At 66.6% G+C, this 19,364-nt stretch carries 13 protein-coding genes and 2 pseudogenes; 7 read left to right on the top strand and 8 right to left on the bottom strand.

Annotated features, from left to right (window positions below; all coding sequences use genetic code 11):
* Positions 1–1,538 precede the first annotated feature (1,538 nt).
* Positions 1,539–2,240, bottom strand: a pseudogene (locus ACZY1I_RS23560) (PGRS repeat-containing protein); the annotation flags it as partial.
* A 168-nt stretch (positions 2,241–2,408) separates the two neighbouring features.
* Positions 2,409–2,633: pseudogene (locus ACZY1I_RS23555) on the bottom strand (PE family protein); the annotation flags it as partial.
* Between the two features lie 476 nt (positions 2,634–3,109).
* On the opposite strand from ACZY1I_RS23555, the gene ACZY1I_RS23550 reads away from it, so the two are divergent.
* The 3 genes from ACZY1I_RS23550 (at position 3,110) to ligD (ending at position 8,273) form a co-directional block, all read left to right on the top strand.
* The gene (locus ACZY1I_RS23550) at positions 3,110–5,482 is read left to right on the top strand and encodes a PE family protein (protein ID WP_463757899.1); all 2,373 of its coding nucleotides are present in this window, start codon (positions 3,110–3,112) and stop codon (positions 5,480–5,482) included.
* A gap of 193 nt (positions 5,483–5,675) precedes the next feature.
* The gene (locus ACZY1I_RS23545; RefSeq protein WP_463757975.1) at positions 5,676–6,986 is read left to right on the top strand and encodes a PQQ-dependent sugar dehydrogenase; all 1,311 of its coding nucleotides are present in this window, start codon (positions 5,676–5,678) and stop codon (positions 6,984–6,986) included.
* A gap of 255 nt (positions 6,987–7,241) precedes the next feature.
* Positions 7,242–8,273, top strand: coding sequence for a non-homologous end-joining DNA ligase (gene ligD / locus ACZY1I_RS23540; RefSeq protein ID WP_463757897.1), 1,032 nt, complete (start codon positions 7,242–7,244; stop codon positions 8,271–8,273).
* A gap of 21 nt (positions 8,274–8,294) precedes the next feature.
* Here ligD and ACZY1I_RS23535 read toward each other — a convergent pair whose 3' ends face one another.
* Positions 8,295–8,912 carry a cysteine hydrolase family protein gene (locus ACZY1I_RS23535; RefSeq protein ID WP_463757894.1) on the bottom strand — a complete coding sequence of 206 codons (618 nt, stop codon included), beginning with the start codon at positions 8,910–8,912 and terminating at the stop codon, positions 8,295–8,297.
* A 71-nt stretch (positions 8,913–8,983) separates the two neighbouring features.
* Between ACZY1I_RS23535 and ACZY1I_RS23530 the strand changes: the two genes are divergently transcribed.
* Complete coding sequence (locus ACZY1I_RS23530) at positions 8,984–12,154, top strand: ATP-binding protein (protein WP_463757890.1); 3,171 nt, start codon at positions 8,984–8,986, stop codon at positions 12,152–12,154.
* 9 nt (positions 12,155–12,163) lie between these two features.
* Here the strand turns inward: ACZY1I_RS23530 and ACZY1I_RS23525 are convergent, their stop codons facing one another.
* From ACZY1I_RS23525 to ACZY1I_RS23515, 3 genes are read right to left on the bottom strand one after another with little or no spacing between them, the layout of a single operon-like run.
* Entirely contained in the window at positions 12,164–13,405 is a 1,242-nt protein-coding gene (locus ACZY1I_RS23525; protein ID WP_463757972.1) for an NAD(P)/FAD-dependent oxidoreductase, read from the bottom strand.
* A 37-nt stretch (positions 13,406–13,442) separates the two neighbouring features.
* A complete protein-coding gene (locus tag ACZY1I_RS23520; RefSeq protein WP_463757887.1) occupies positions 13,443–14,834 on the bottom strand; it encodes a cytochrome P450 in 1,392 nt (463 codons plus the stop codon).
* 37 nt (positions 14,835–14,871) lie between these two features.
* Complete coding sequence (locus ACZY1I_RS23515; RefSeq protein WP_463757883.1) at positions 14,872–15,192, bottom strand: 2Fe-2S iron-sulfur cluster-binding protein; 321 nt, start codon at positions 15,190–15,192, stop codon at positions 14,872–14,874.
* A gap of 140 nt (positions 15,193–15,332) precedes the next feature.
* Between ACZY1I_RS23515 and ACZY1I_RS23510 the strand changes: the two genes are divergently transcribed.
* From ACZY1I_RS23510 to ACZY1I_RS23500, 3 genes are read left to right on the top strand one after another with little or no spacing between them, the layout of a single operon-like run.
* Positions 15,333–15,971 (top strand): TetR/AcrR family transcriptional regulator, encoded by a 639-nt coding sequence (locus ACZY1I_RS23510; protein WP_463757881.1) that lies wholly within the window; start codon positions 15,333–15,335, stop codon positions 15,969–15,971.
* Between the two features lie 49 nt (positions 15,972–16,020).
* Positions 16,021–16,818 carry an SMP-30/gluconolactonase/LRE family protein gene (locus ACZY1I_RS23505; protein WP_463757878.1) on the top strand — a complete coding sequence of 266 codons (798 nt, stop codon included), beginning with the start codon at positions 16,021–16,023 and terminating at the stop codon, positions 16,816–16,818.
* On the top strand, positions 16,819–17,604 hold the full coding sequence (locus ACZY1I_RS23500) for an SDR family NAD(P)-dependent oxidoreductase (protein WP_463757875.1): 786 nt from the start codon (positions 16,819–16,821) through the stop codon (positions 17,602–17,604).
* Here ACZY1I_RS23500 and ACZY1I_RS23495 read toward each other — a convergent pair.
* Together ACZY1I_RS23495 and ACZY1I_RS23490 are read right to left on the bottom strand one after the other, a co-directional pair.
* Complete coding sequence (locus ACZY1I_RS23495; RefSeq protein WP_463757872.1) at positions 17,591–18,343, bottom strand: SDR family oxidoreductase; 753 nt, start codon at positions 18,341–18,343, stop codon at positions 17,591–17,593. The genes ACZY1I_RS23500 and ACZY1I_RS23495 overlap by 14 nt on opposite strands.
* Before the next feature lie 12 nt (positions 18,344–18,355).
* Entirely contained in the window at positions 18,356–19,333 is a 978-nt protein-coding gene (locus tag ACZY1I_RS23490) for an NmrA family NAD(P)-binding protein (RefSeq protein WP_463757870.1), read from the bottom strand.
* Positions 19,334–19,364: the final 31 nt, after the last annotated feature.

The following is a 19,364-nucleotide window of genomic DNA, read 5'->3' as shown; positions in this document are numbered from 1 at the left end:
CCACCGGTACCGGCATCACCACCAGCACCACCGTTGCCGCCGGGCGAGCTGGTCCCCACCCCACCCGCGGACCCGTTCCCGCCGATTCCGCCGTTACCGGCGTTACCGCCGTCACCGTCAAGACCACCAGGACCGGACTTTCCGCCGGTGCCGCCGTTGCCGCCCTGGCCGCCTTGTCCGCCGGCGGTGCCCGGCGCCGCGAGTGGATCGGCGGCTGCGTTGTAGCCGGTTCCGCCAGCCCCACCGACGCCGCCGGAACCGCCGTTGCCGGTGTTGCCTGCGCTGCCGGTGTTGCCGCCGGTGCCGGCCGCGCCCGCGGTGCCTGCGTTGCCGCCGGCCCCGCCGTTGCCACCGGTGTCGCCTGTGGGCAGCAGGCTGTTGCCCGCCGCACCGGCAGCGCCGTTGCCGCCGCCGCCGCCGGCACCGGAGTTTCCGCCGCTGCCCGCGGTGCCTCCGTTGCCGGAGTTGCCGCCGGTGCCGCCGTTGCCGCCCTGGCCGCCTTGTCCACCGGCTGTGCCCGGCGCTGCGAGCGGGTCGGCGGCCGCGTTGTAGCCGGTTCCGCCTGCCCCACCGACGCCGCCGGAACCGCCGTTGCCGGTGTTGCCTGCGCTGCCGGTGTTGCCGCCGGTGCCGGCCGCGCCCGCGGTGCCTGCGTTGCCGCCGGCCCCGCCGTTGCCACCGGTGTCGCCTGTGGGCAGCAGGCTGTTGCCCGCCGCACCGGCAGCGCCGTTGCCGCCGCCGCCGCCAGCACCGGAGTTTCCGCCGCTGCCCGCGGTGCCTCCATTGCCGGAGTTGCCGCCGGTGCCGCCGTTGCCGCCCTGGCCGCCTTGTCCACCGGCTGTGCCCGGCGCTGCGAGCGGGTCGGCGGCCGCGTTGTAGCCGGTTCCGCCTGCCCCACCGACGCCGCCGGAACCGCCGTTGCCGGTGTTGCCTGCGCTGCCGGTGTTGCCGCCGCCGCCAGCCAGGCCCGCGGTGCCTGCGTTGCCACCGGCCCCGCCGTTGCCACCGGTGCTGCCCGTGGGCAGCAGGCTGTTGCCCGCCGCACCAGCAGCGCCGTTGCCGCCGCCGCCACCGGCGCCGGAGTTTCCGCCGGTGCCCGCGGTGCCACCAGCACCGGAGTTGCCGCCGGTGCCGCCGTTGCCGCCTTGGCCGCCCTGGCCGCCGGCGGTGCCGGGCAGCGCGAGCGGGTCGGCGGCAGCGTTATAACCCGTACCGCCTGCGCCACCGATGCCGCCGGCGCCGCCGTTGCCGGTGTTGCCGGCGCTGCCGGTGTTGCCGCCGGTACCGGCCAGGCCAACGGTGCCTGCGTTGCCGCCGGCCCCGCCGTTGCCGCCGGTGCTGCCCGTGGGCAGCAGGCTGGTGCCCGCCGCGCCAGCAGCACCGTTGCCGCCGCCACCGCCGGCGCCGGAGTTGCCGCCACTGCCCGCGGTGCCGCCGGCACCGGAGTTGCCGCCGGTGCCGCCGTTGCCCCCCTGGCCGCCTTGGCCGCCGGCGGTGCCGGGCAGCGCTGTCGGGTCGGCGGCAGCGTCATAACCCACCCCGCCTGCCCCGCCGAAGCCGCCGGTGCCGCCCGTACCAGCGCCACCCGTCGCGCCGCTGGATCCGAAGAATCCGCCACTCCCACCAGCACCACCCGCGCCGGCGCCGCCGCCGCTCCCGCCATCACCGCCCGTTCCACCGTTCGGAGCCAAACTCACACCAGTTCCACCAGCCCCGCCGATGCCGCCAGACCCACCGCCACCGCCGACACCCCCGGCCCCGCCGTGGCTGAACAGTCCGAATCCCGCGCCCCCGGCGCCGCCAGCCCCGCCGAGACCGCCGCCAGAGCCGACACCGCCCGTCCCTCCGCCAATAGCGCCGAAGCTGCCTGCGGCTCCCGCACCCCCAGCTCCGCCGGCGCCCCCTGCTCCGCCAGCCCACAACAGCAGCGCCCTCGACGCGCCACCGGCCCCACCAACGCCGCCGGTTCCGGGGGCAATCAGCAGCCCAGCGGCCCCGCCAACCCCACCCGCCCCGCCGACTCCGCCAAATCCGCCTAACCACCCACCAGCACCACCCGCGCCACCGGTTCCGCCGGTACCGCCGAGGGCACCGGCAGCTCCGCCGGCTCCGCCTGCTCCGCCGTTCCCGAACAGCCCGGCGTTCCCGCCAGCCCCCCCGGTCGCACCTGGTGCTCCCGAGCCGCCACTGCCGCCACTACCGAACAAAATTCCGCCGTCCCCACCGGCCTGCGCGGTCCCTGCCGCGCCATTGGTGCCGTTGCCGATCAACGGGCGCCCGAACAACGCCCTGGCGGGCGCATTGATTAATGCCAAAAACTCCTGCTCCAACGTCTGCAGGGGCGATGCGTTGGCGGCCTCCGCGGCTGAATACAGTCCCGCACCCGAGGTCAAAGTCCCCACAAAGCGCTCGTGGAAGAGCGCGGCCTGCCCAGCGGCAGCCTGGTAGTCCAGAGCGTGGGTGTCGAATAACGCCGAGATCGCCGCCGAGACTTCGTCCTGCGCTGCGACCGCTACCTGCGTCGTTGATCTAGCGGCCGCTGCATTGGCCGTGGTGAGAGCCGACTCAATGCCGCTCAAATTCTGCGACGCAGCAGCTACGGCTTCAGGTGTTACGAACACGAAAGATGCCATTTGCGGCTCCTCAAGTCAGCATCCCAGGCAAACAGCTCCCGAAGCTGTCTTATTGAGGCGAACTGTACGGCCCGCGCACGGTGACTGCAGTCACATTGAGGATCTCAACACGGCATTGTGCTCAGACTCAGCGAGCGCGACCCACGCGCGGCACCGATTACTCGGGCAAAGCACGTTCGAGCGCTGGCACAGCAGCTCAGGCCGCGATGCGGATTGTTCTGACTGGGGCGGGTCGGCACGCCCTCAAGTAGCCAGTCGCCACCGGGATGCGTCGGCTCCACTAGTAGTTACGTAGCTCTGGTGATGATCGGTCCCGATGCGACGATCACGACGCCAAGCCGGGGTGATCGCGCACATGCGAGTGATGAATCAATTGGCGCTTTCTATTTTCCAGGGCGGCACCGCGTTATGTGCATAGGATGTGCTTTTGACCAGCGTGCTGGGGCACGGGACCCCGGTTGGTCGGGAGGCTTCAGATGTCATATTTGACGACGGTGCCCGAGGAGTTGGCGACGGCCGGATCGAAGTTGGCGGGGATTGGGTCCGCGCTCACGGCGGCCGATGCAGCCGCGGCGTTGCCGACGACGGCGATATTGACAGCGGCCCAAGACGAGGTGTCCGCAGCGATTGCGGCTGTGTTTGCCTCACACGCGCAGAGCTATCAGGCGCTCAGCGCGCAGGCCTCGGCGTTTCATGCCCAGTTCGTGCAGGCGTTGGCGGCCGGTGGCGGTGCCTATACGGCGGCTGAGGCTGCTGGTGCCTCGCCGTTGGACCAATTGCTGGGATTGGTGAACGCCCCTACCCAGGCATTGTTGGGGCGTCCATTGATCGGTGACGGCACTAACGGCGCTAACGGCACTGGGGCTTCCGGCGGACCCGGCGGACTCTTGTACGGCAACGGAGGAAATGGCGGTTCGGGAGCACCCGGTCAGGCCGGTGGTGCCGGAGGCAATGCCGGGTTCATCGGCAATGGCGGGATCGGCGGGGCGGGCGGCGCGGGCGTTACCGCGTCGGGTGCAGCCGGTGGCGCTGGCGGCCAGGGCGGGTTGTGGTTTGGCAACGGCGGGGCCGGAGGTGCCGGTGGATCTGCCACGGTCGCCGGCGCCACTGGGGGTGCCGGCGGAGTCGGCGGGACCGCGGGGCTAATTGGCAGCGGAGGCGCCGGTGGATTCGGCGGGGCCCGTGGAGCTGGTGCCGTCGGCGGCCTGGGCGGGGCTGGCGGGGCCGGCGGCTTCTTCGGCGATGGCGGATTCGGTGGCCACGGCGGTGTCGGTGGGGTTGATGGTGGCGGCGGGGCCGGAGGCGTCGGTGGCACAGCGAGTTTCGCGGGCGGTGGCGGTGCCGGCGGCGGCGGCGGAGACGGTGCTGCAGGTGGTCAGGGCGGCGGCGGCGGGCTCGTGTTCGGCGCCGGTGGTGCCGGCGGCATGGGTGGAGCCGGCGCGGTCGGTGGTGATGGCGGTACAGGTGGGTTCTTGATTGGAGACGGGGGTGCCGGCGGCCAGGGCGGCACGGCGGTGGCGGGCGTCCTTGGTGGCCTGCCTGGTTCGGGTGGTAGCGGGGGTAATTCCCACTGGTTCGGTTCTGGCGGTCGTGGCGGGCAGGGTGGCACCGGCGTGGCCGGCACGGCCGGCGTCAATCCGACGCCAGGTGCGGCGGTTGGCTCCGGCGGCAACGGCGCAGATGTATTCAACTTTGGAAATACCTTGGGCGGCACTGGATTCCAGGGCGACGCCGGTGCCGCCGGCACCGCTCAAACCGGGGGTACGGGCGGGAATGGCGGCACTGCGGAGTCAGTCAACGGTGGCAGTAGTACGGGCGGCGCGGGTGGTCTCGGAGGTGTGGCCGGAAGCGCCGGCGGCACCGGCGGTGCGGGCGGCAACGGTGGGCTCGGCAACGGCCCCAATGGTGGTACGGCGACTGGGGGGCGCGGCGGTGACGGCGCCGACGGCGGTGCTAACGCCGGCGCGGGCGGCGCCGGTGGACAGGGCGGCACCGGCAGCGGCGCGTTTGTTTTGAACCAAATCGGCGCCGGCGGTGACGGCGGAAACGGCGGTGCCGCAACGGCGACAGGCGCATCCGGCACCAGCGGCGGAACCGGCGGTGCCGGCGGCAATGGTGGGCACGGCGGAACGTTTATCGGCAACGGCGGGGCCGGCGGCGCCGGCGGAATCGGAGGTACCGGGGGCGCCGGTGCCACCGGCTATGCGGGCGGCGGCGGTGGACAAGGCGGCACGGCGTCCGGTGCTTTCGGGTCAACTTCACCGGGCGGTGACGGCGGCCTCGGCGGAGGCGGTAGCACCGGAGGCACCGGCGGCGCGGGCGGGAGCGGGGGTGTCGGCGGTAACGGCGGCGCGGCTGGGTCACTCATCGGTATCGGCGGTGCCGGCGGTGCCGGTGGTGTCGGCGGATTCGGCGGATTCGGCGGCCTCGGGGGTCTCGGGGGGAACGGCGGCGGCGGCGGAAACTCCTTCGCAGGGACGGCAATCGGCGGCGACGGCAACAGCGGCGCCCTCGGCGGCATAGGCGGCACCGGCGGCGTCGGCGGTGCCGGTGGAGCGACCGGAGGCAGCGGCGGAGCGGGCGGGTTGATCGGGTTGGCGGGTGCAGCGGGCGGCCCCGGCGCAGGGGGCACCGGCGGCACCGGCGGCACCGGCGGCACCGGCGGTAATGGCGGCGATGGCGGCAGCGTTCAAAGCACTCAGCAACAGACGGTCGGCAAGGGGGGCAATTTGGCATTGGGCGGCGCAGGTGGCGCTGGGGGTGCGTCTGGCGGGCCGGGCGGAAATGCCGGCTCCACCGGCCTGCTGGGCGCGGCCGGCAGCAACGGTTCCCCGGGACATCCTATTTAGTGAAGGCTTTTTTCCATTCGGGGTTGGGCGCCCAGCTGTGACCGGGTGACTGCAGTCGCATTGATGATCTCAACGTGGGATTGGGCTCGGACTGCATCGCACTGTGCAGAACGGCATTCGCGGGGCGTTGTGTGAAGGGCTCGTCCCCGTGTCATCCCAGTTCGGCCGCGGGTTCATCATGGGCTGCTCGGGTATGCAAGACGACGTGATCGGTCGCCTACGAAGCTCGTCCGTGCTGGCTGCTGCGCTGATCGGTGTCCTGGTGCCGACCGCGTGCTCGACGCAACCCTCCCCGCCGGCGGCGTCCCCGTCCGCACCCGCGTCGGCGGCGTCGGCACCGGACAAATTAGTGCCAGTTTCGGTTAATGTGCCCGCCGAGTTGGCGCAGGCACCGCTCGACCGACCGCGGCAGGCGCTGATCCCCGCCGGTTGGTCAATCTCAGTGTGGGCGCGGCTACCAAAGGCGCGACTGGCAGCGTGGACTCCCGACGGGACATTACTCGTATCGGTGCCAGCCAGCGGTCAGATCGTCAAGCTGACGCCGAAACCCATTGTCTCGCAACAGGAAACATTGCTCGATGGCCTCAACCAACCGCACGGGATGGCGTTCGCGGGTTCGACGTTGTATGTCGCCGAGAGCGACCGGATTGACGCGTACGACTACGCCCACGGCAAGGCGATCAACCGCCGGACCGCCGCGGCCGACCTTCCCGACGCACGCAGCCCCGATCTGCGCGGCGCCTACGCGCATGCGTTGAAGAGCGTGGCCGTTGGACCCGACGGTGCCGTCTATTTCTCAATCGGTTCGACGGCCAACATCTCCCCGCAGGACCGCGTGGCGAACCCGCCCCGCGCCACAATCATGCGGATTCCGCCCGGTGGTGGTGCGGCACAGCCGTTCGCGACCGGCGTTCGCAACGGCACCGGCCTCGCCTTCGCACCGGATGGCTCGCTGTGGACGGCGGTCAACAACCGCGACAACGCACCGGACCCGGACGACAAAGTCGACGTGGGTTACGTCAACGACCATCCGCCGGAGACTTTGGCGCGCTTGACATCTGGCCGCGAATTGGGTTGGCCGTTCTGCAATCCCGACGGCGGACCCGCCAATCTTTCGTTCATTCGGGATATGTCGACCAACAAGGACGGATCTCAGTTGAACTGTGGCGCACTGCCGCCTGTCGAGCAGAGCATGGGTGCGCACTCGGCACCGCTGGGACTTGCCTTCACCACCGGTGCGTTGCCTGCGCCGTATGCAGAAGGTGCGTTGGTGGGTGTGCACGGTTCCTGGAACCGGCAACCACCCCGGGCCCCCGAGGTGTCGTTCTTCCCTTGGCGCAACGGCACTTTGGGCGATCAGCAGACTCTCATCGGCGGTTTTCAGGCAAGCGATGGCTCCCGGTGGGGCCGTCCGGTCGCCGCTGTAGTCGGACCGGACGGTGCGGTGTACGTCACCGACGACGCCGCTGGCGCCATCTATCGGGCGGCCCCGCCGGGCCATTAGTTCCTCCCTGGCGGCGGCCGTAGCTGTTCCAGGCAAAGCCAGATCAAACGCGGCGCGCAACCGGACCGCGGGTCAAGGCGGGGCCGGTATAGCAACTGCAGGAATAAGCCACGTCAGCGTTCCATGACCAGTTCGTGCGTGCCTTGGCCTGCCGGGTGCTGCTGGGACACCCGCTGATCGGCGATGGCGGCTCCGGGACAGGCCACGGGTAAGTCCATTTGTTGCTTCTCGCGCCCGGCGTGCTGGAATCGAGTTATGGCTGCCAAAGCGGAGGAACTCGACGTCGACGGCATTGCCGTCCGGCTGACCAACCGGGACAAGGTCTACTTCCCCGAACTCGGGGCGAAAGGCACCAAGGGCAACTTGGTCGAGTACTACCGGGCGGTGGCCGGCGGGCCGATGCTGTCGGCGCTGCGAGACCGTCCGACGCACCTGCAGCGATTCCCGGACGGCATTGACGGCGAGGAGATCTACCAGAAGCGGGTACCGCAACACCATCCCGACTATCTGGAGACCTGCCAGGTGACGTTCCCGTCGGGACGCACTGCCGACGCGCTGATGGTGACGCACCCGGCGGCGATCGTGTGGGCGGCGCAGATGGGCACCGTCACGCTGCACCCGTGGCAGGTGCGCTGCCCCGACACCGAGCACCCCGATGAGTTGCGCATCGACCTGGACCCGCAACCCGGCACCGGCTTCGAGCAGGCACGGACGGTGGCCGTCGATGTGCTGCGGCCGCTGCTGGAGGAACTCGGACTGGTCGCCTACCCGAAGACCTCCGGTGGTCGCGGGGTGCACGTGTATCTGCGGATCGCCACCGACTGGGACTTCGTGCAAGTACGCCGGGCGGGCATCGCGCTGGCCCGGGAGGTGGAGCGGCGCGCCCCGGATGCCGTCACCACGTCGTGGTGGAAGGAAGAACGGGGCGAGCGGATCTTCATCGACTTCAACCAGAACGCGCGGGACCGCACCATGGCTTCCCCGTATTCGGTGCGGCGCACACCGATCGCGACGGTGTCGATGCCGCTGACGTGGGACGAGTTGGCGAACGCGGACCCGGACGACTACACCATGAACACCGTGCCCGAACTGGTTGCCAGCCGTGACGACCCTTGGGCCGGCATGGACAATGACGCGCAATCGATCGCCGGGTTGCTCGACATGGTCGAGGCAGACGAAGAGCGTGGTCTCGGGGACATGCCGTACCCACCGAACTATCCGAAAATGCCGGGGGAGCCCAAGCGGGTACAGCCGAGCCGGGATACGGATCGCAAGAAGGAAAGCTAGGCCGGTTCGAGTTCGTGAATCTCAGGCAATATCGGCGACGATTTCCGCCGCGGTCACGATCGCGTTGGCGTAGTTGGGGATGTTCACTTCGAGCGCGGCGCGCATCTCAACGTCGGAATAGCTGGCGGTCGCGTCCTTGACCATCGTGATTTCGTAGCCGAGTTCGGCACCGAATCGAACGGTGGCCTCCACACACGTGTGAGCGATGAGTCCCACCACGATCAGCTGATGAATGCCGTGTCTCTTGAGCAGTAGATCTAGGTCGGTGTTCGCGAAACCGCTTGAGCACCAATGCTCTGCGGCGACGATGTCACCCGGCTGGGGTTCGAAATCCGGGTGCAGTTCGCCGCCCCAGGTGCCGTACTCGAAGGTCTTACGAGACCACGCCGCCCGCTGAATGGGGGCTACGGACTTCCAACCTTCGTAGTCGCCCGGGCGGTAGCGGCGATGCAGCGCATAAAAGACACGAATCTCACCTTGTCGTGCGGCATCGAGAACCTCCTTCATGTGCGCGACGCAATCGTTGGCCTCGATGACCGCCCGCAGTCGGTCCCAAACCTTCCCGCCCGGCGAGATGAAATCGTTGTACGGGTCGATCACCAACAGGCCGGTCGACTCTCTGCGGTATGCCACGCTCATCTTCGGCCCTTCTCGCCCGTGCATTGCCGTTCCTCTCTGATCGAAGACCAATTGCACTACCCTGACAAGCTGTGGCGTGTAGCAAATGCGGCACCGAACCCCTTGAGGAAGCGCGCTTTTGCCACGGCTGCGGTTCCCCGGTTACTCGCGCGGCGACGCCCGCGGAATACAAACAGGTGACCGTTCTATTTGCCGACGTCGTCAAATCTATGGATATGGCGGCCGCAGTAGGCACGGAGCGGTTGCGCGAGATCATGGCGGAACTGGTCGACCGGTGTTCGACGGTGGTACAGCGATTCGGCGGCACCGTGGACAAGTTCACCGGCGATGGCATCATGGCGATATTCGGTGCGCCGGTGGCGTTGGAAGACCATGCGCTACGCGCCTGTTTGGCCGCGCTCGGCATTCAAGACGAAACGCAGCCACTGGCGGACGCGGTTGAGCATCGGGACGGGATTGATCTGGGTCTGCGCATCGGGCTGAACTCTGGCGTCGTGATCGCCGGCGAAATCGGTTCCGGTGCCTTGGGTTACACCGCTGTCGGCGAGCAGGTCGGGATGGCGCAGCGGATGGAGTCGGTCGCGCCACCGGGCGGGGTGATGCTCAGCGACTCCACTGTCAGGCTGGTCGAAAGCTCTGTCGCACTGGGCGACCCGTTGCAGGTGTTCATCAAGGGGTCCGAGAGTGGACTCCCGGCGCGTCAACTCTTGGGTGTGATCGAGAAGCGGGGGCAGACCGGTCCGCCGCGATCGAGGATGGTCGGCCGCGACGACGAGTTGGCGACGCTGGGGGAGATGCTGGGTCGCTCGTTTGCCGGACAGGGAATGGTGGTCGGCGTGGTCGGCCCACCCGGTATCGGCAAGACCCGGCTCGTCGCGGAGGCCGTACGGATTTCCAAAGAGCATGGTATACCGATCTTTTCCGCGTTCTGCGAGTCGCACGCCACCGACGTCGCGTTCGACGTGGTGGCACGTCTGCTTCGCGCGGTAGGGGAGTTGAGTGACCTCGACGATCGCAGTGCCCGGGCGCGGGTGCGCGAACGTCTGTTCGGCGTGGACCCGCAGGATCTCCTGCTCCTCGACGACCTGTTGGGCATCGCCGATCCAGCGGTGTCGCTGCCGAAGATCGACCCCGATGCCTGGCGGCGCCGGCTGACTGCGGTGGTGAAGGCCGCCCAGCTGGCTCGCTCGGCTCCGGCGGTCTTCATCGTCGAGGATGTGCACTGGATCGACGAAGTCAGCGACTCGATGCTGGCCGACTTCATGGCGGTGTTTTCGCAGACCAATTCGATGGCGCTGTTCACCTACCGCCCCGAATACGACGGCGCCATGCTGCAAGTCGAGGGGGCGCAGACCATTGCCTTGGCGCGCCTCAGTGACGCCGAAACCGCCACATTGGTGGCCGAACTGTTGGGTGCCGACGCATCCGTTCAGCAGATCGGCGGGGTCATTGTCGACCGTGCCGCCGGCAATCCGTTCTTCGCCACCGAGATCACCCGGGACCTCGCCGAACGCGGAGTGCTGGTCGGCGAAATCGGTAACTACCTCTGCCACACCGATATTCGCGAAGTGAGCGTTCCAGCCACACTTCAAGCAGCCATCGCCGCGCGCATCGACCGAATCAGCCTCGACGCCAAGAAGACGTTGGCCGCCGCAGCCGTAATCGGGTTTCGCTTCGCCTCCGATCTGCTGGTCAGCCTGGAGATCGACGTCTGCGTCGGCGAACTCATCCGTGCCGACCTGATTGACCAAGTGCGCTCTATCCCGCACGTGGAGTACGAATTTCGGCATCCACTGATTCGTACAGTGGCCTACGAAACGCAGCTCAAGTCCGAACGCGCCCGATTGCACCGCCGGTTGGCGACCGCAATCGAAGCGCGTGATCCGCACTTAGTTGACCAGCACGCGGTGCTGATCGCCGAACACTTCGAAGCGGCCGGTGACAGCCATGCCGCCTGTGGGTGGCGGATGCGGGCCGGCGCGTGGGCGGTGAACCGTGATATCGGTGCAGCACAACTGAATTGGGAGCACGCCAGCAAGCTCGCCGATGCGCTGCCCGACGATGATCCGGTGCGGTCCATGATGCGCATCGCCCCTCGGACGATGTTGTGCGGCACTGCCTGGCGGGTATCGACGAACATTGCTCATGAGGCTGCCGAAGCACGCTTCGACGAGTTGCGCGCGCTGTGCGACGCGACGGGAGACAAGGGATCCCTGGCGATTGCGATGGCTGGCCGAGTGCTGGATCTGGCCTATCAGTCCCGGCTGCGGCACGCGTCCGAATTGGCTTCCGAAGCGATGGACCTCATCGACTCGATCGGCGATCCGACGCTGAAGATCGGTTTGTCCATCGCGCTGATCTATGCCAAAGGCGAGTGCACCGAATGGGCCGAAGCACTGCCCTGGCTGCAGGCACTCATCGACCTGGCTGCCGACGATCCCACCAAGGGCAATTTCCTGGTGGGTTCTCCGCTGGGCGTTGCGCTGGCAATGCGGGGTCAGGCTCGTTGTTTCCTTGGTCTGCCTGGATGGCGCGAGGACCGCGGCGATGGCCTGGCGATGACCCGAAGCGCCGACCCGATTTCTTATACCGCGGCCGCCGGTTACATCTACGGCGCGGGCATCCCGTCCGGCGTGTTTGCCGTCGATGACGACGCGCTGCTCGACATCGAAGATGTTGTGCAGACCGCCGACCGATCCAGCGACGATCTTGCGGTGACCTTGGCCAGAATGGTGCTGGGCCTCGCGCTCGTGCACCGCCCGACGGCTGTCGATCACGAACGCGGACAACAGATTCTGGTCGGTGTTGTGAAATCACTCGTCAGCCGCAAACAGAATTCGATCGGGATACCCGTGGCCAATATCTACCTGGGCCGGGAAAAGGCGCGCCAGGGTGCCCGGGATGAGGCGCTGAGCTTGATCCGCGCCGGCTTCGATCAGGTGCTCCGCGAGGGACGGCTACTTGGCTGGGGCATTCCTGCGACCGGTGTTCTGGTGGAGGCGCTGCTCGATGGTGCCGACGACAGCGACATGGCTGAAGCCGACGCCGCGATCGAGCGACTGGCGGCCGCCGAGGACGACGAGCTACCGGTGCGCGACATCTTGTTGACGCGGTTGCGGGCGTTGTTGGCGCGTGCCCGCGGTGACGCCGAAACTTATGTCGAGTTGCGGGAGAAGTACCGCAAGACGGCCGAAGCGCTGGACTTCCGGGGTCATATCGAGTGGGCTACGGCGCTGCCTTGAAAGTGCACTTCAGCACCCGGTCTGCGGCGCCTTCAGCAGGTCGGTGAGAGAGCTTTCCGGATCTGCCAGCCGACTCCGATCTATCGGTAGCCGCTCGTTGACCACGCGACGGCTGAACATGAACTCTTTTGGCCGGTTAACGCAATCGGCCGCGATCATCTCCTCCTGCTTGAAGTAGAAGCAGGCAAAGCTACGCCCCGTGTCTGGATTTCCGCGAAGCACCACGCTGTCGTAGCCGTCGTTGAGCCCAGCGATCTGTAACTTGAGCTCGTATTGGTCCGACCAAAACCACGGCAGGGCCGAGATCTTCCTGGATTCCCCGCACATAGTTGCAGCTGCCACCTTGGCATGCTCGCCGGCGTTGGGCACAGACTCGAGCCGAAGGTGGCGATCGTAGCGAGGGATGATGTAGCTGGCGCAGTCGCCCGCGGCGACGATGTCGGGGTCACTGGTCAGACCGCTGCCATCAATCACGATGCCGTTGTCCACCGATAGGCCAGCGGCTTCTGCCAGATCGGTGTTGGGTACGACGCCGATACCCACGATGACGAGATCGGCTTCGATGAGCTCACCGTCAGCGAGCCGCACGCCACGCACCCGCTCGTCCCCGTCGATGGCCGCAACCGTGACGCCGGTGCGTATTTCGACGCCTTCCTCGCTATGGACGCGCGCGTAGAACGCCGACAATTCCGGTGCGGTGACTCGCTGCAACACGCGTTCGGCGGCTTCCAGAACGATCACGTCAATGCCGCCGAGCGCGCGCAGCGAGGCGGCCGCCTCCAGGCCGATGTAGCCGGCGCCGATGATGACGACGCGACGGGCCTCGGCAAGCCCGCCCCGAATGGCCTCGATGTCGGCCGCATCGCGCAGATAGTGCACGCCAGCCAGTTCGGCGCCGTCAACAGCGAGGTGACGCGGGCGAGCGCCCAGACACAGTGCAAGCTTGGCGTAGTCGACTTCCTCGCCGTCGCTCAGCGCGATAGTCCGCGCCTGGGGGTTAACGGCCGCAACACGGGCATGCCGGAAGGTGATGTTTCTTTTCTCGTAGAAATCTGGCGGGCGAATGAGCAAGTCGTCGAGGCTGCATTTGCCTGACAGATATGTCTTCGACAGAGGCGGGCGCTGATAGGGCAGCGTCGGCTCATCACCGATTACCAGCAATTCCCCTTCCCACCCCTCCTGGCGCAGGCTGGTGCAGAGTTGCGCGCCAGCGTGACTGGCGCCAACGATTATCGCCCGGCCGCTATTCATAAAGTTCTTCTCCTGCGCGTCGTGCTCGTGCAATTGGTTAGGCCGGCTGTTTCTTTTGCAGCTTGACCATCATCTTCGAGTAACCCCGAACGAAATTGGACTGCACGATGTCCGGCTCTGAGAGCACCTCGATATCGGAGAACCGCTCCAGCAGTTCCTCCCACAAGATCCGCAACTGCATCTCCGCGAGCCGGTTACCCATGCACCGGTGCACACCGAAGCCGAACGATACGTGGCTGCGCGCATTTGCGCGGTCGATGATGAGCTCGTTCGGACGCTCGAATTGGCGCTCGTCGCGGTTGCCCGAGGAGTACCACATTACGAGCTTGTCGCCCTTACGGATGTGCTGTCCGTTGAGCACAGTGTCTTCCTTGGCCCGGCGACACATATACGCCAGTGGGGTCTGCCAGCGAATGATCTCCGAAACCATGTTCGGAATCAACTTCACGTCGGCCTTGAGCTTGACGAACTCGTCCGGGAACTGGTTCAGCGCGTACACGCCGCCGGACATCGAGTTGCGGGTGGTGTCGTTGCCACCCACGATCAGCAGCAGAAAGTTGCCGAGGAACTCCATCGGACGATCGATCATGTCCTTTGTGCCCTCGCCAGAAAGCATGAGGCTGAACAGATCAAAGCCGGGAGTCTCGCCCGCGGCGATGCGTGCCGCCTTGTCATGCCACAGACGCATGGCCTTGCGAAGGACCTTGACCGAATAGGTGAACGTTTCGTCGAGATCGGACGTGCCGCCCGTCGCCGCTGGGATCCCCGAAGCCAAGTCGGAGATTTCGGTGAGCTCGCGGCGGTCCTCGTACGGGTAGTCGAGCAGGGTCGCGAGCATGCGGCCGGTCAGCTCGATCGAGACGCGGTCCACCCAGTTGAACGGCTCGCCGACCGGGAGCCGGTCGAGCACTTCTTGGACGCGAGAGCGGATCAGCTGTTCCATTTCCTTGAGATTCTTCGGCGCCACGACGCCCTGCACCGCTGTCCGCTGAATGTCATGTTTCGGTGGGTCCATAGCGATGAACATCTCGATGTCGAAGCCTGCGGGGGGCTTGCCGATGAAGATGTAAGGCTCGGCCGAGTACAGGTGATGGTTCTTGTCCACCGCGAGGATGTCCTCGTAGCGCGTGACCGACCAGAACGGGCCAAACGGACCCTGCGGCCGATAATGCACCGGCGACTCATCACGCAGACGTTTGAAGTGTGACTGCCACTGCCCCTGGCGGTAAAGAAACGGGTTGCTCATGTCGATGTCGGCCAGCGGGATGTCGGTGCCATCGGGGATCGGCGTCTCGACGAAGATCGGTGAACGTTCACTCTTGTCGACGACTCGTCGCGCCCTGTTGTACAGATGTGCACCTCGAACGAGAAGGTCGAGCGGAACTACCTGCTCCACCTTGCTTTTCACCGAGCCGAATACGTTAATCATTTCGCCTACCTCGCCGTGGCTTAAGAGCTGTCCTGGGCTACATCTGAAATTCTGGGAGTTTGACGGCCATACCGTCCATCGCCTCGGTGACCTTGATCTGGCACGACAGTCGCGAGGTCGACTCGCGCTCGGGCGTCATTGAAAGCATCTCCTCTTCGTCGGTACCCAGCTCGCCGGTATGGCCGACCCAGTTGCTGTCGACAATGACGTGACAGGTGCCGCACGCGCACTCACCGCCGCAGTCACCGTCAATACCCGGGACCCCATTGCTGGTAGCGAGCTGCATCAGCGACTGCCCCTCGACGATTGCGGTCTCGTGCGATTCGCCGTCATAAGAGATGAACGTGATCTTTCCCATGTCCTACTTCCCGCCGGAAGGTGCAGTTGCCTGCCAGCTCCTGCCTGATCATGCGACCTGCGGACACGATCCGGGTAAGTCAGGAACTGGACAGTTCCTGGAATATATGGTCGGACAACACGGTGTGTCAAGATTGGACGGTGACCGATCCAGTCGCCGTGGTCCGGCCCTTCCGAGGCGTCAGCGCAGCTGATCGGGTGCGCCGCCGCCGTGATGCGCTACTCGACGCAGGGCTCAGCGCGCTCGCGGATTCCCCCCTTGCCTCGGTCACCGTCGACGACATCAGCGCACGGGCAGGTTTGTCCAAGCGCTACTTCTACGAGCACTTCCACACCCGCAACGACCTGTTCGTGACCCTGGTCGACCGACTCATCGAGCAGTTGACCGCGGCTGCTGCCGCCCCCGCACACGCGGCGAACACCGGCATGCTCGATCGGCTACAACAAGCGGTAGAAGGCGTCGTCTCAATTCTCATCGAGGACCCGGGCAATGCACGGCTGTTCGTGGACACAATCGGCGGCGACCAACTCGCAGATACCGTTCGACGGACTGAGCATGCGATTGCCGCCGTGCTCATTGATGTGACAATCGCGGACACGCCGCTCGCGGACAATGAACGCACACGCCTGAACATGGCAGCCCTCATCCTGGTGGCCGGGACCGCGCGGGCCGTGAGCGATTGGCTCAACGGCGGTATCGATTTGTCGCGGACTGAACTTCTAGAGGAGATTGTTCGCATCGCCGCGGCGACAATCCACACCGTCCTACCCGATCTTTGAACCAACGCCTGATGCGTGCGGTCAGCCTCGTTTAGGTCGAGTCAATGCCATGATCACTCCCGTTGTGACTTTGTGGGAGTCCACGGGGCTGCTGGAAGCTCCGCGCCCGCAGCGCGACGGTTCGGTGATTTTCGCTGATACAACGGCGGGCGGGGTTTACCTATGGTCGGACACTGGCGTGGCCACCGTTCTGGATCGGCGTCGCGGAATCGGCGGCATCGCAATGCATGCCGACGGCGGGCTGTTGGTCAGTGGCCGCGACCTGACGTACGTGGGCCCGGCGGGCGAGCGAACCGTGCTCTCGCGCGAAGGTGCAACCGGCATCAATGACCTGACCGTCGGCCCGGACGGATCGGTGGTACTCGGAGTGCTGCGTCATCAACCGCAGCTTGGTGAGACAGCCGGTCCGACCGAAATAGTGCAGATCTCGCCCACCGGAGCGACCCGTGATCTGGTCACGGACCTATTGTGGCCCAATGGGATTGGGTTCCGTCCGGACGGCATCGGCTGTTATGTGGCCGAGTATGCGGCCGCCCGGGTGCGCTTGGTCGGTCCGCAGGGTTCGTCCATCTTCGCCGAAGCGCCCCGCGGCGAATGCGACGGACTGGCCGTCGACATCGACGGCGGCGTTTGGGTTGCGCTCGGAAGTGGCGGCGGCATTGCACGATTCGACGCCGACGGTGTACTGATTGACGTGATCGAACTGCCGGGCCGGTTCGTTTCGTCGCTGGCCTTCGCCGGGCAGACGCTGTACGTCACGACCATCGGCGCCCTGCTTCGGATCGATGTGGACGTGCCGGGGTTGCCGGTGCCCGAGGCGAAGATTCCTGTCAATCAAGGAGTATGAATGGATCTGCACCTGACCGGTAAGACCGCCGTCGTCACCGGCGCCAGCAAGGGCATCGGCTTGGCGATCACCACGACACTTGTCGATGCGGGCGTCCATGTGGTGGCTGGATCACGCACGCGCGGTGAGACATTGGCGGCACTTGAAGACGCCGGGCAGGTTACCTTTGTGGCGGTTGACCTGTCGCAACCAGACGCCGCCGAGGAGTTGGTCGCCGCCGCGGCCGCCCGTGGCGGAATCGACGTTCTGGTGAACAACATCGGCATCGCCGAGGTCCGCACGGGCGGATTTGCCGGCATCACCGACGACGAGTGGCAGGCGTCGTGGGACCTGAACGTGATGGGGATCGTGCGACCCACCCGTGCCGCGCTGCCCGAGATCGAGCGGCGCGGCGGCGGAGCGATCGTCATCATCGGGTCGATCAACGCCTACTACCCGAACCCGGCCATCTACGACTACTGCGCTGTCAAAGCCGCAGTCACCAACCTTTCGAAGGCACTGTCAGTCGAGTTGGCGCCGCACAACATTCGGGTCAACTCGATCAGTCCGGGCCCGGTGTTGACCGCGTTGTGGACCGAGCAGGGCGGCATCGCTGACGGATTCGCCGCGGTCAGCGGACAGACGGCCGACGGTGTCCTGGCATCGCTTGTCGGCGGCACTCCCACAGGTCGACTCACGACGCCGCAGCAGGTCGCCGACCTAGCGGTCTTTTTGGCCAGCGACCGCGCCGGGAATATCAACGGGTCCGACTACCGCATCGACGGCGGGATGGTCACCACCCTGTAAACGGCGTGTCCTCGGGGGCCGCATGACGCGCGGCCAACATCGTTCGGGCCATGTCGCCGACCGGAATTCGCAAGGGCAGCTGAGGCTTCTCGGCTGCGTCGACAACCTCCGCCGCAACCTGCTCGGGAGTGATCGTCCCGTCGCGTGGCCCGCCGCCGCGAAGGAGGGCCGCGTAGGGATCGTCGGGCAAGGTGTAGGTAGTCACGTCGTCGAGCGCGCCGGAACTCACCGTGCCCGGTTCGAGCAATGCTGCCTGCACACCGAACGGGGCTACCTCGATGGCGAGGGATTCGACCAGGCCCTCCAGCGCCCATTTGGTCGACGCGTAGGCCGCGCCGGGCGGCAGCACGATTCGCCCGACCACGCTGGACATGAACATGAGTTTCCCCTCTCCGCGGGCCCGCATCTGCGGCAGAACCGCTTGCGCGACCCGGATGGCTCCAACGGTGTTCAGGTCGAACACACGCCGCAGTTCCTGCAGCGGAATGGCTTCCACCGCAGCGTAGAAGATGACTCCGGCATTGGAGATCAGGATGTCGATGTCGCCCGCAGCAGCGGCCGCGGCCGTGACGCTGGCGTCGTCGGTGACGTCGAGGGCCAGTCGTTGAGTGACGTCCAGGTCCTCCAGCGTGCGTGGGTCGCGGGCGGTGGCCACCACTCGGTGTCCGCGACGGCTGAATTCGGTGGCGATGGCGCGGCCGATGCCGCGATTGGCTCCGGTGATCAATACGGATGACATGGGTCTGCTCTCCTAGTCCTGTTTGGCGAAGAGGGACTGATTGCGCTGGACGAACTCGACGACGGAGGTGGGTGGCCGGTCGAGCAGGGCGGTCAGCGCGACGGGGTCGGGCGCAAACAGCGGCTCGGCCCGTTTGGACAGGACCGCGCCGATGGTTGAAATATGCTGGGCCATAGCCCTATTGACTGGTGAAGTGGGGCTGACTTCGGAAACTTCCTCTAGTTTCCGTTGCCACTCGGTCGCGGGGACGTGCTGGTAGCGAACGGGCCGACCGGCCGCGGTGGACACAATGCGGGCGATCGCGGCGTGACTGATCGCCTCGGCGGGCGGCGGGTAGCTGACCCGCGGCGAGGCCGGTCGCGGCGTCAGCAGATGCGCGGCGGCCAGTTCGGCCGCATCCTCTCCGCTGATCCACGGTGCGGCGCCGTCACCGAAGCTGTTTGAGATCAGCGCTTCGTCTCTGATTGTGTTCTGGTGCAACAACAGAATGTTCTCGTGAAACAGCCCGGCGAACCGTAGCACCGTCGGGTTCAGGCCAGCCCAGATGAAGACTTCTTCGGCGACGGCCTGCGCCTGCCCGAGCCTGCTCGGGCTATCGACCGCGGACACGGCCATTGACATCACCACCAGATGCGCCGTGGCGGCATGGGCGACCAGTACCGACGCGAGGTTAGCCGCGGCTGGAATTACGCCCGCCGCAACGGGATAGGTGAAATACACGGCGCGTACGCCGTCGACGGCAGGAACAAGCGAGGAGCGGTCATGCAGATCGCCGACCACGGTAGCCACGCCCTGTTGGCGAAGCGCGCCGGCGCGATCATCGTCGGTGCGGATCAGCGCCCGTACTGCGTGGCCCCCGCGCAACAGCTTGTCCACGACGGTAGCGCCGGTGGCGCCGTGGCGACCTGTCGCGCCGATCACCAGGATTGGAGCCGCCGCAGGATCGGGCATCGTCGTCGTCTCACTCGGTAAACCGATCGGTTTTGTCATAAGGTCGACGATACAACGCATCTAGAGAGCT

The organism is Mycobacterium sp. IDUB_37, from assembly GCF_055419245.1.
The sequence above is the reverse complement of the archived record's forward strand: the minus strand, read 5'-3'. Positions and strand labels throughout refer to the sequence as shown.

What these genes read in the sequence shown, in the direction of transcription:
- ACZY1I_RS23505 (WP_463757878.1), top strand. Translation starts at nt 16,021, where the DNA reads ATGATCACTCCCGTTGTGACTTTGTGGGAGTCCACGGGGCTGCTGGAA.
- ACZY1I_RS23545 (WP_463757975.1), top strand. Translation starts at nt 5,676, where the DNA reads ATGCAAGACGACGTGATCGGTCGCCTACGAAGCTCGTCCGTGCTGGCT.
- ligD (WP_463757897.1), top strand. Translation starts at nt 7,242, where the DNA reads ATGGCTGCCAAAGCGGAGGAACTCGACGTCGACGGCATTGCCGTCCGG.
- ACZY1I_RS23550 (WP_463757899.1), top strand. Translation starts at nt 3,110, where the DNA reads ATGTCATATTTGACGACGGTGCCCGAGGAGTTGGCGACGGCCGGATCG.
- ACZY1I_RS23535 (WP_463757894.1), bottom strand. Translation starts at nt 8,912, where the DNA reads ATGAGCGTGGCATACCGCAGAGAGTCGACCGGCCTGTTGGTGATCGAC.
- ACZY1I_RS23490 (WP_463757870.1), bottom strand. Translation starts at nt 19,333, where the DNA reads ATGACAAAACCGATCGGTTTACCGAGTGAGACGACGACGATGCCCGAT.
- ACZY1I_RS23495 (WP_463757872.1), bottom strand. Translation starts at nt 18,343, where the DNA reads ATGTCATCCGTATTGATCACCGGAGCCAATCGCGGCATCGGCCGCGCC.
- ACZY1I_RS23500 (WP_463757875.1), top strand. Translation starts at nt 16,819, where the DNA reads ATGGATCTGCACCTGACCGGTAAGACCGCCGTCGTCACCGGCGCCAGC.
- ACZY1I_RS23515 (WP_463757883.1), bottom strand. Translation starts at nt 15,192, where the DNA reads ATGGGAAAGATCACGTTCATCTCTTATGACGGCGAATCGCACGAGACC.
- ACZY1I_RS23520 (WP_463757887.1), bottom strand. Translation starts at nt 14,834, where the DNA reads ATGATTAACGTATTCGGCTCGGTGAAAAGCAAGGTGGAGCAGGTAGTT.
- ACZY1I_RS23525 (WP_463757972.1), bottom strand. Translation starts at nt 13,405, where the DNA reads ATGAATAGCGGCCGGGCGATAATCGTTGGCGCCAGTCACGCTGGCGCG.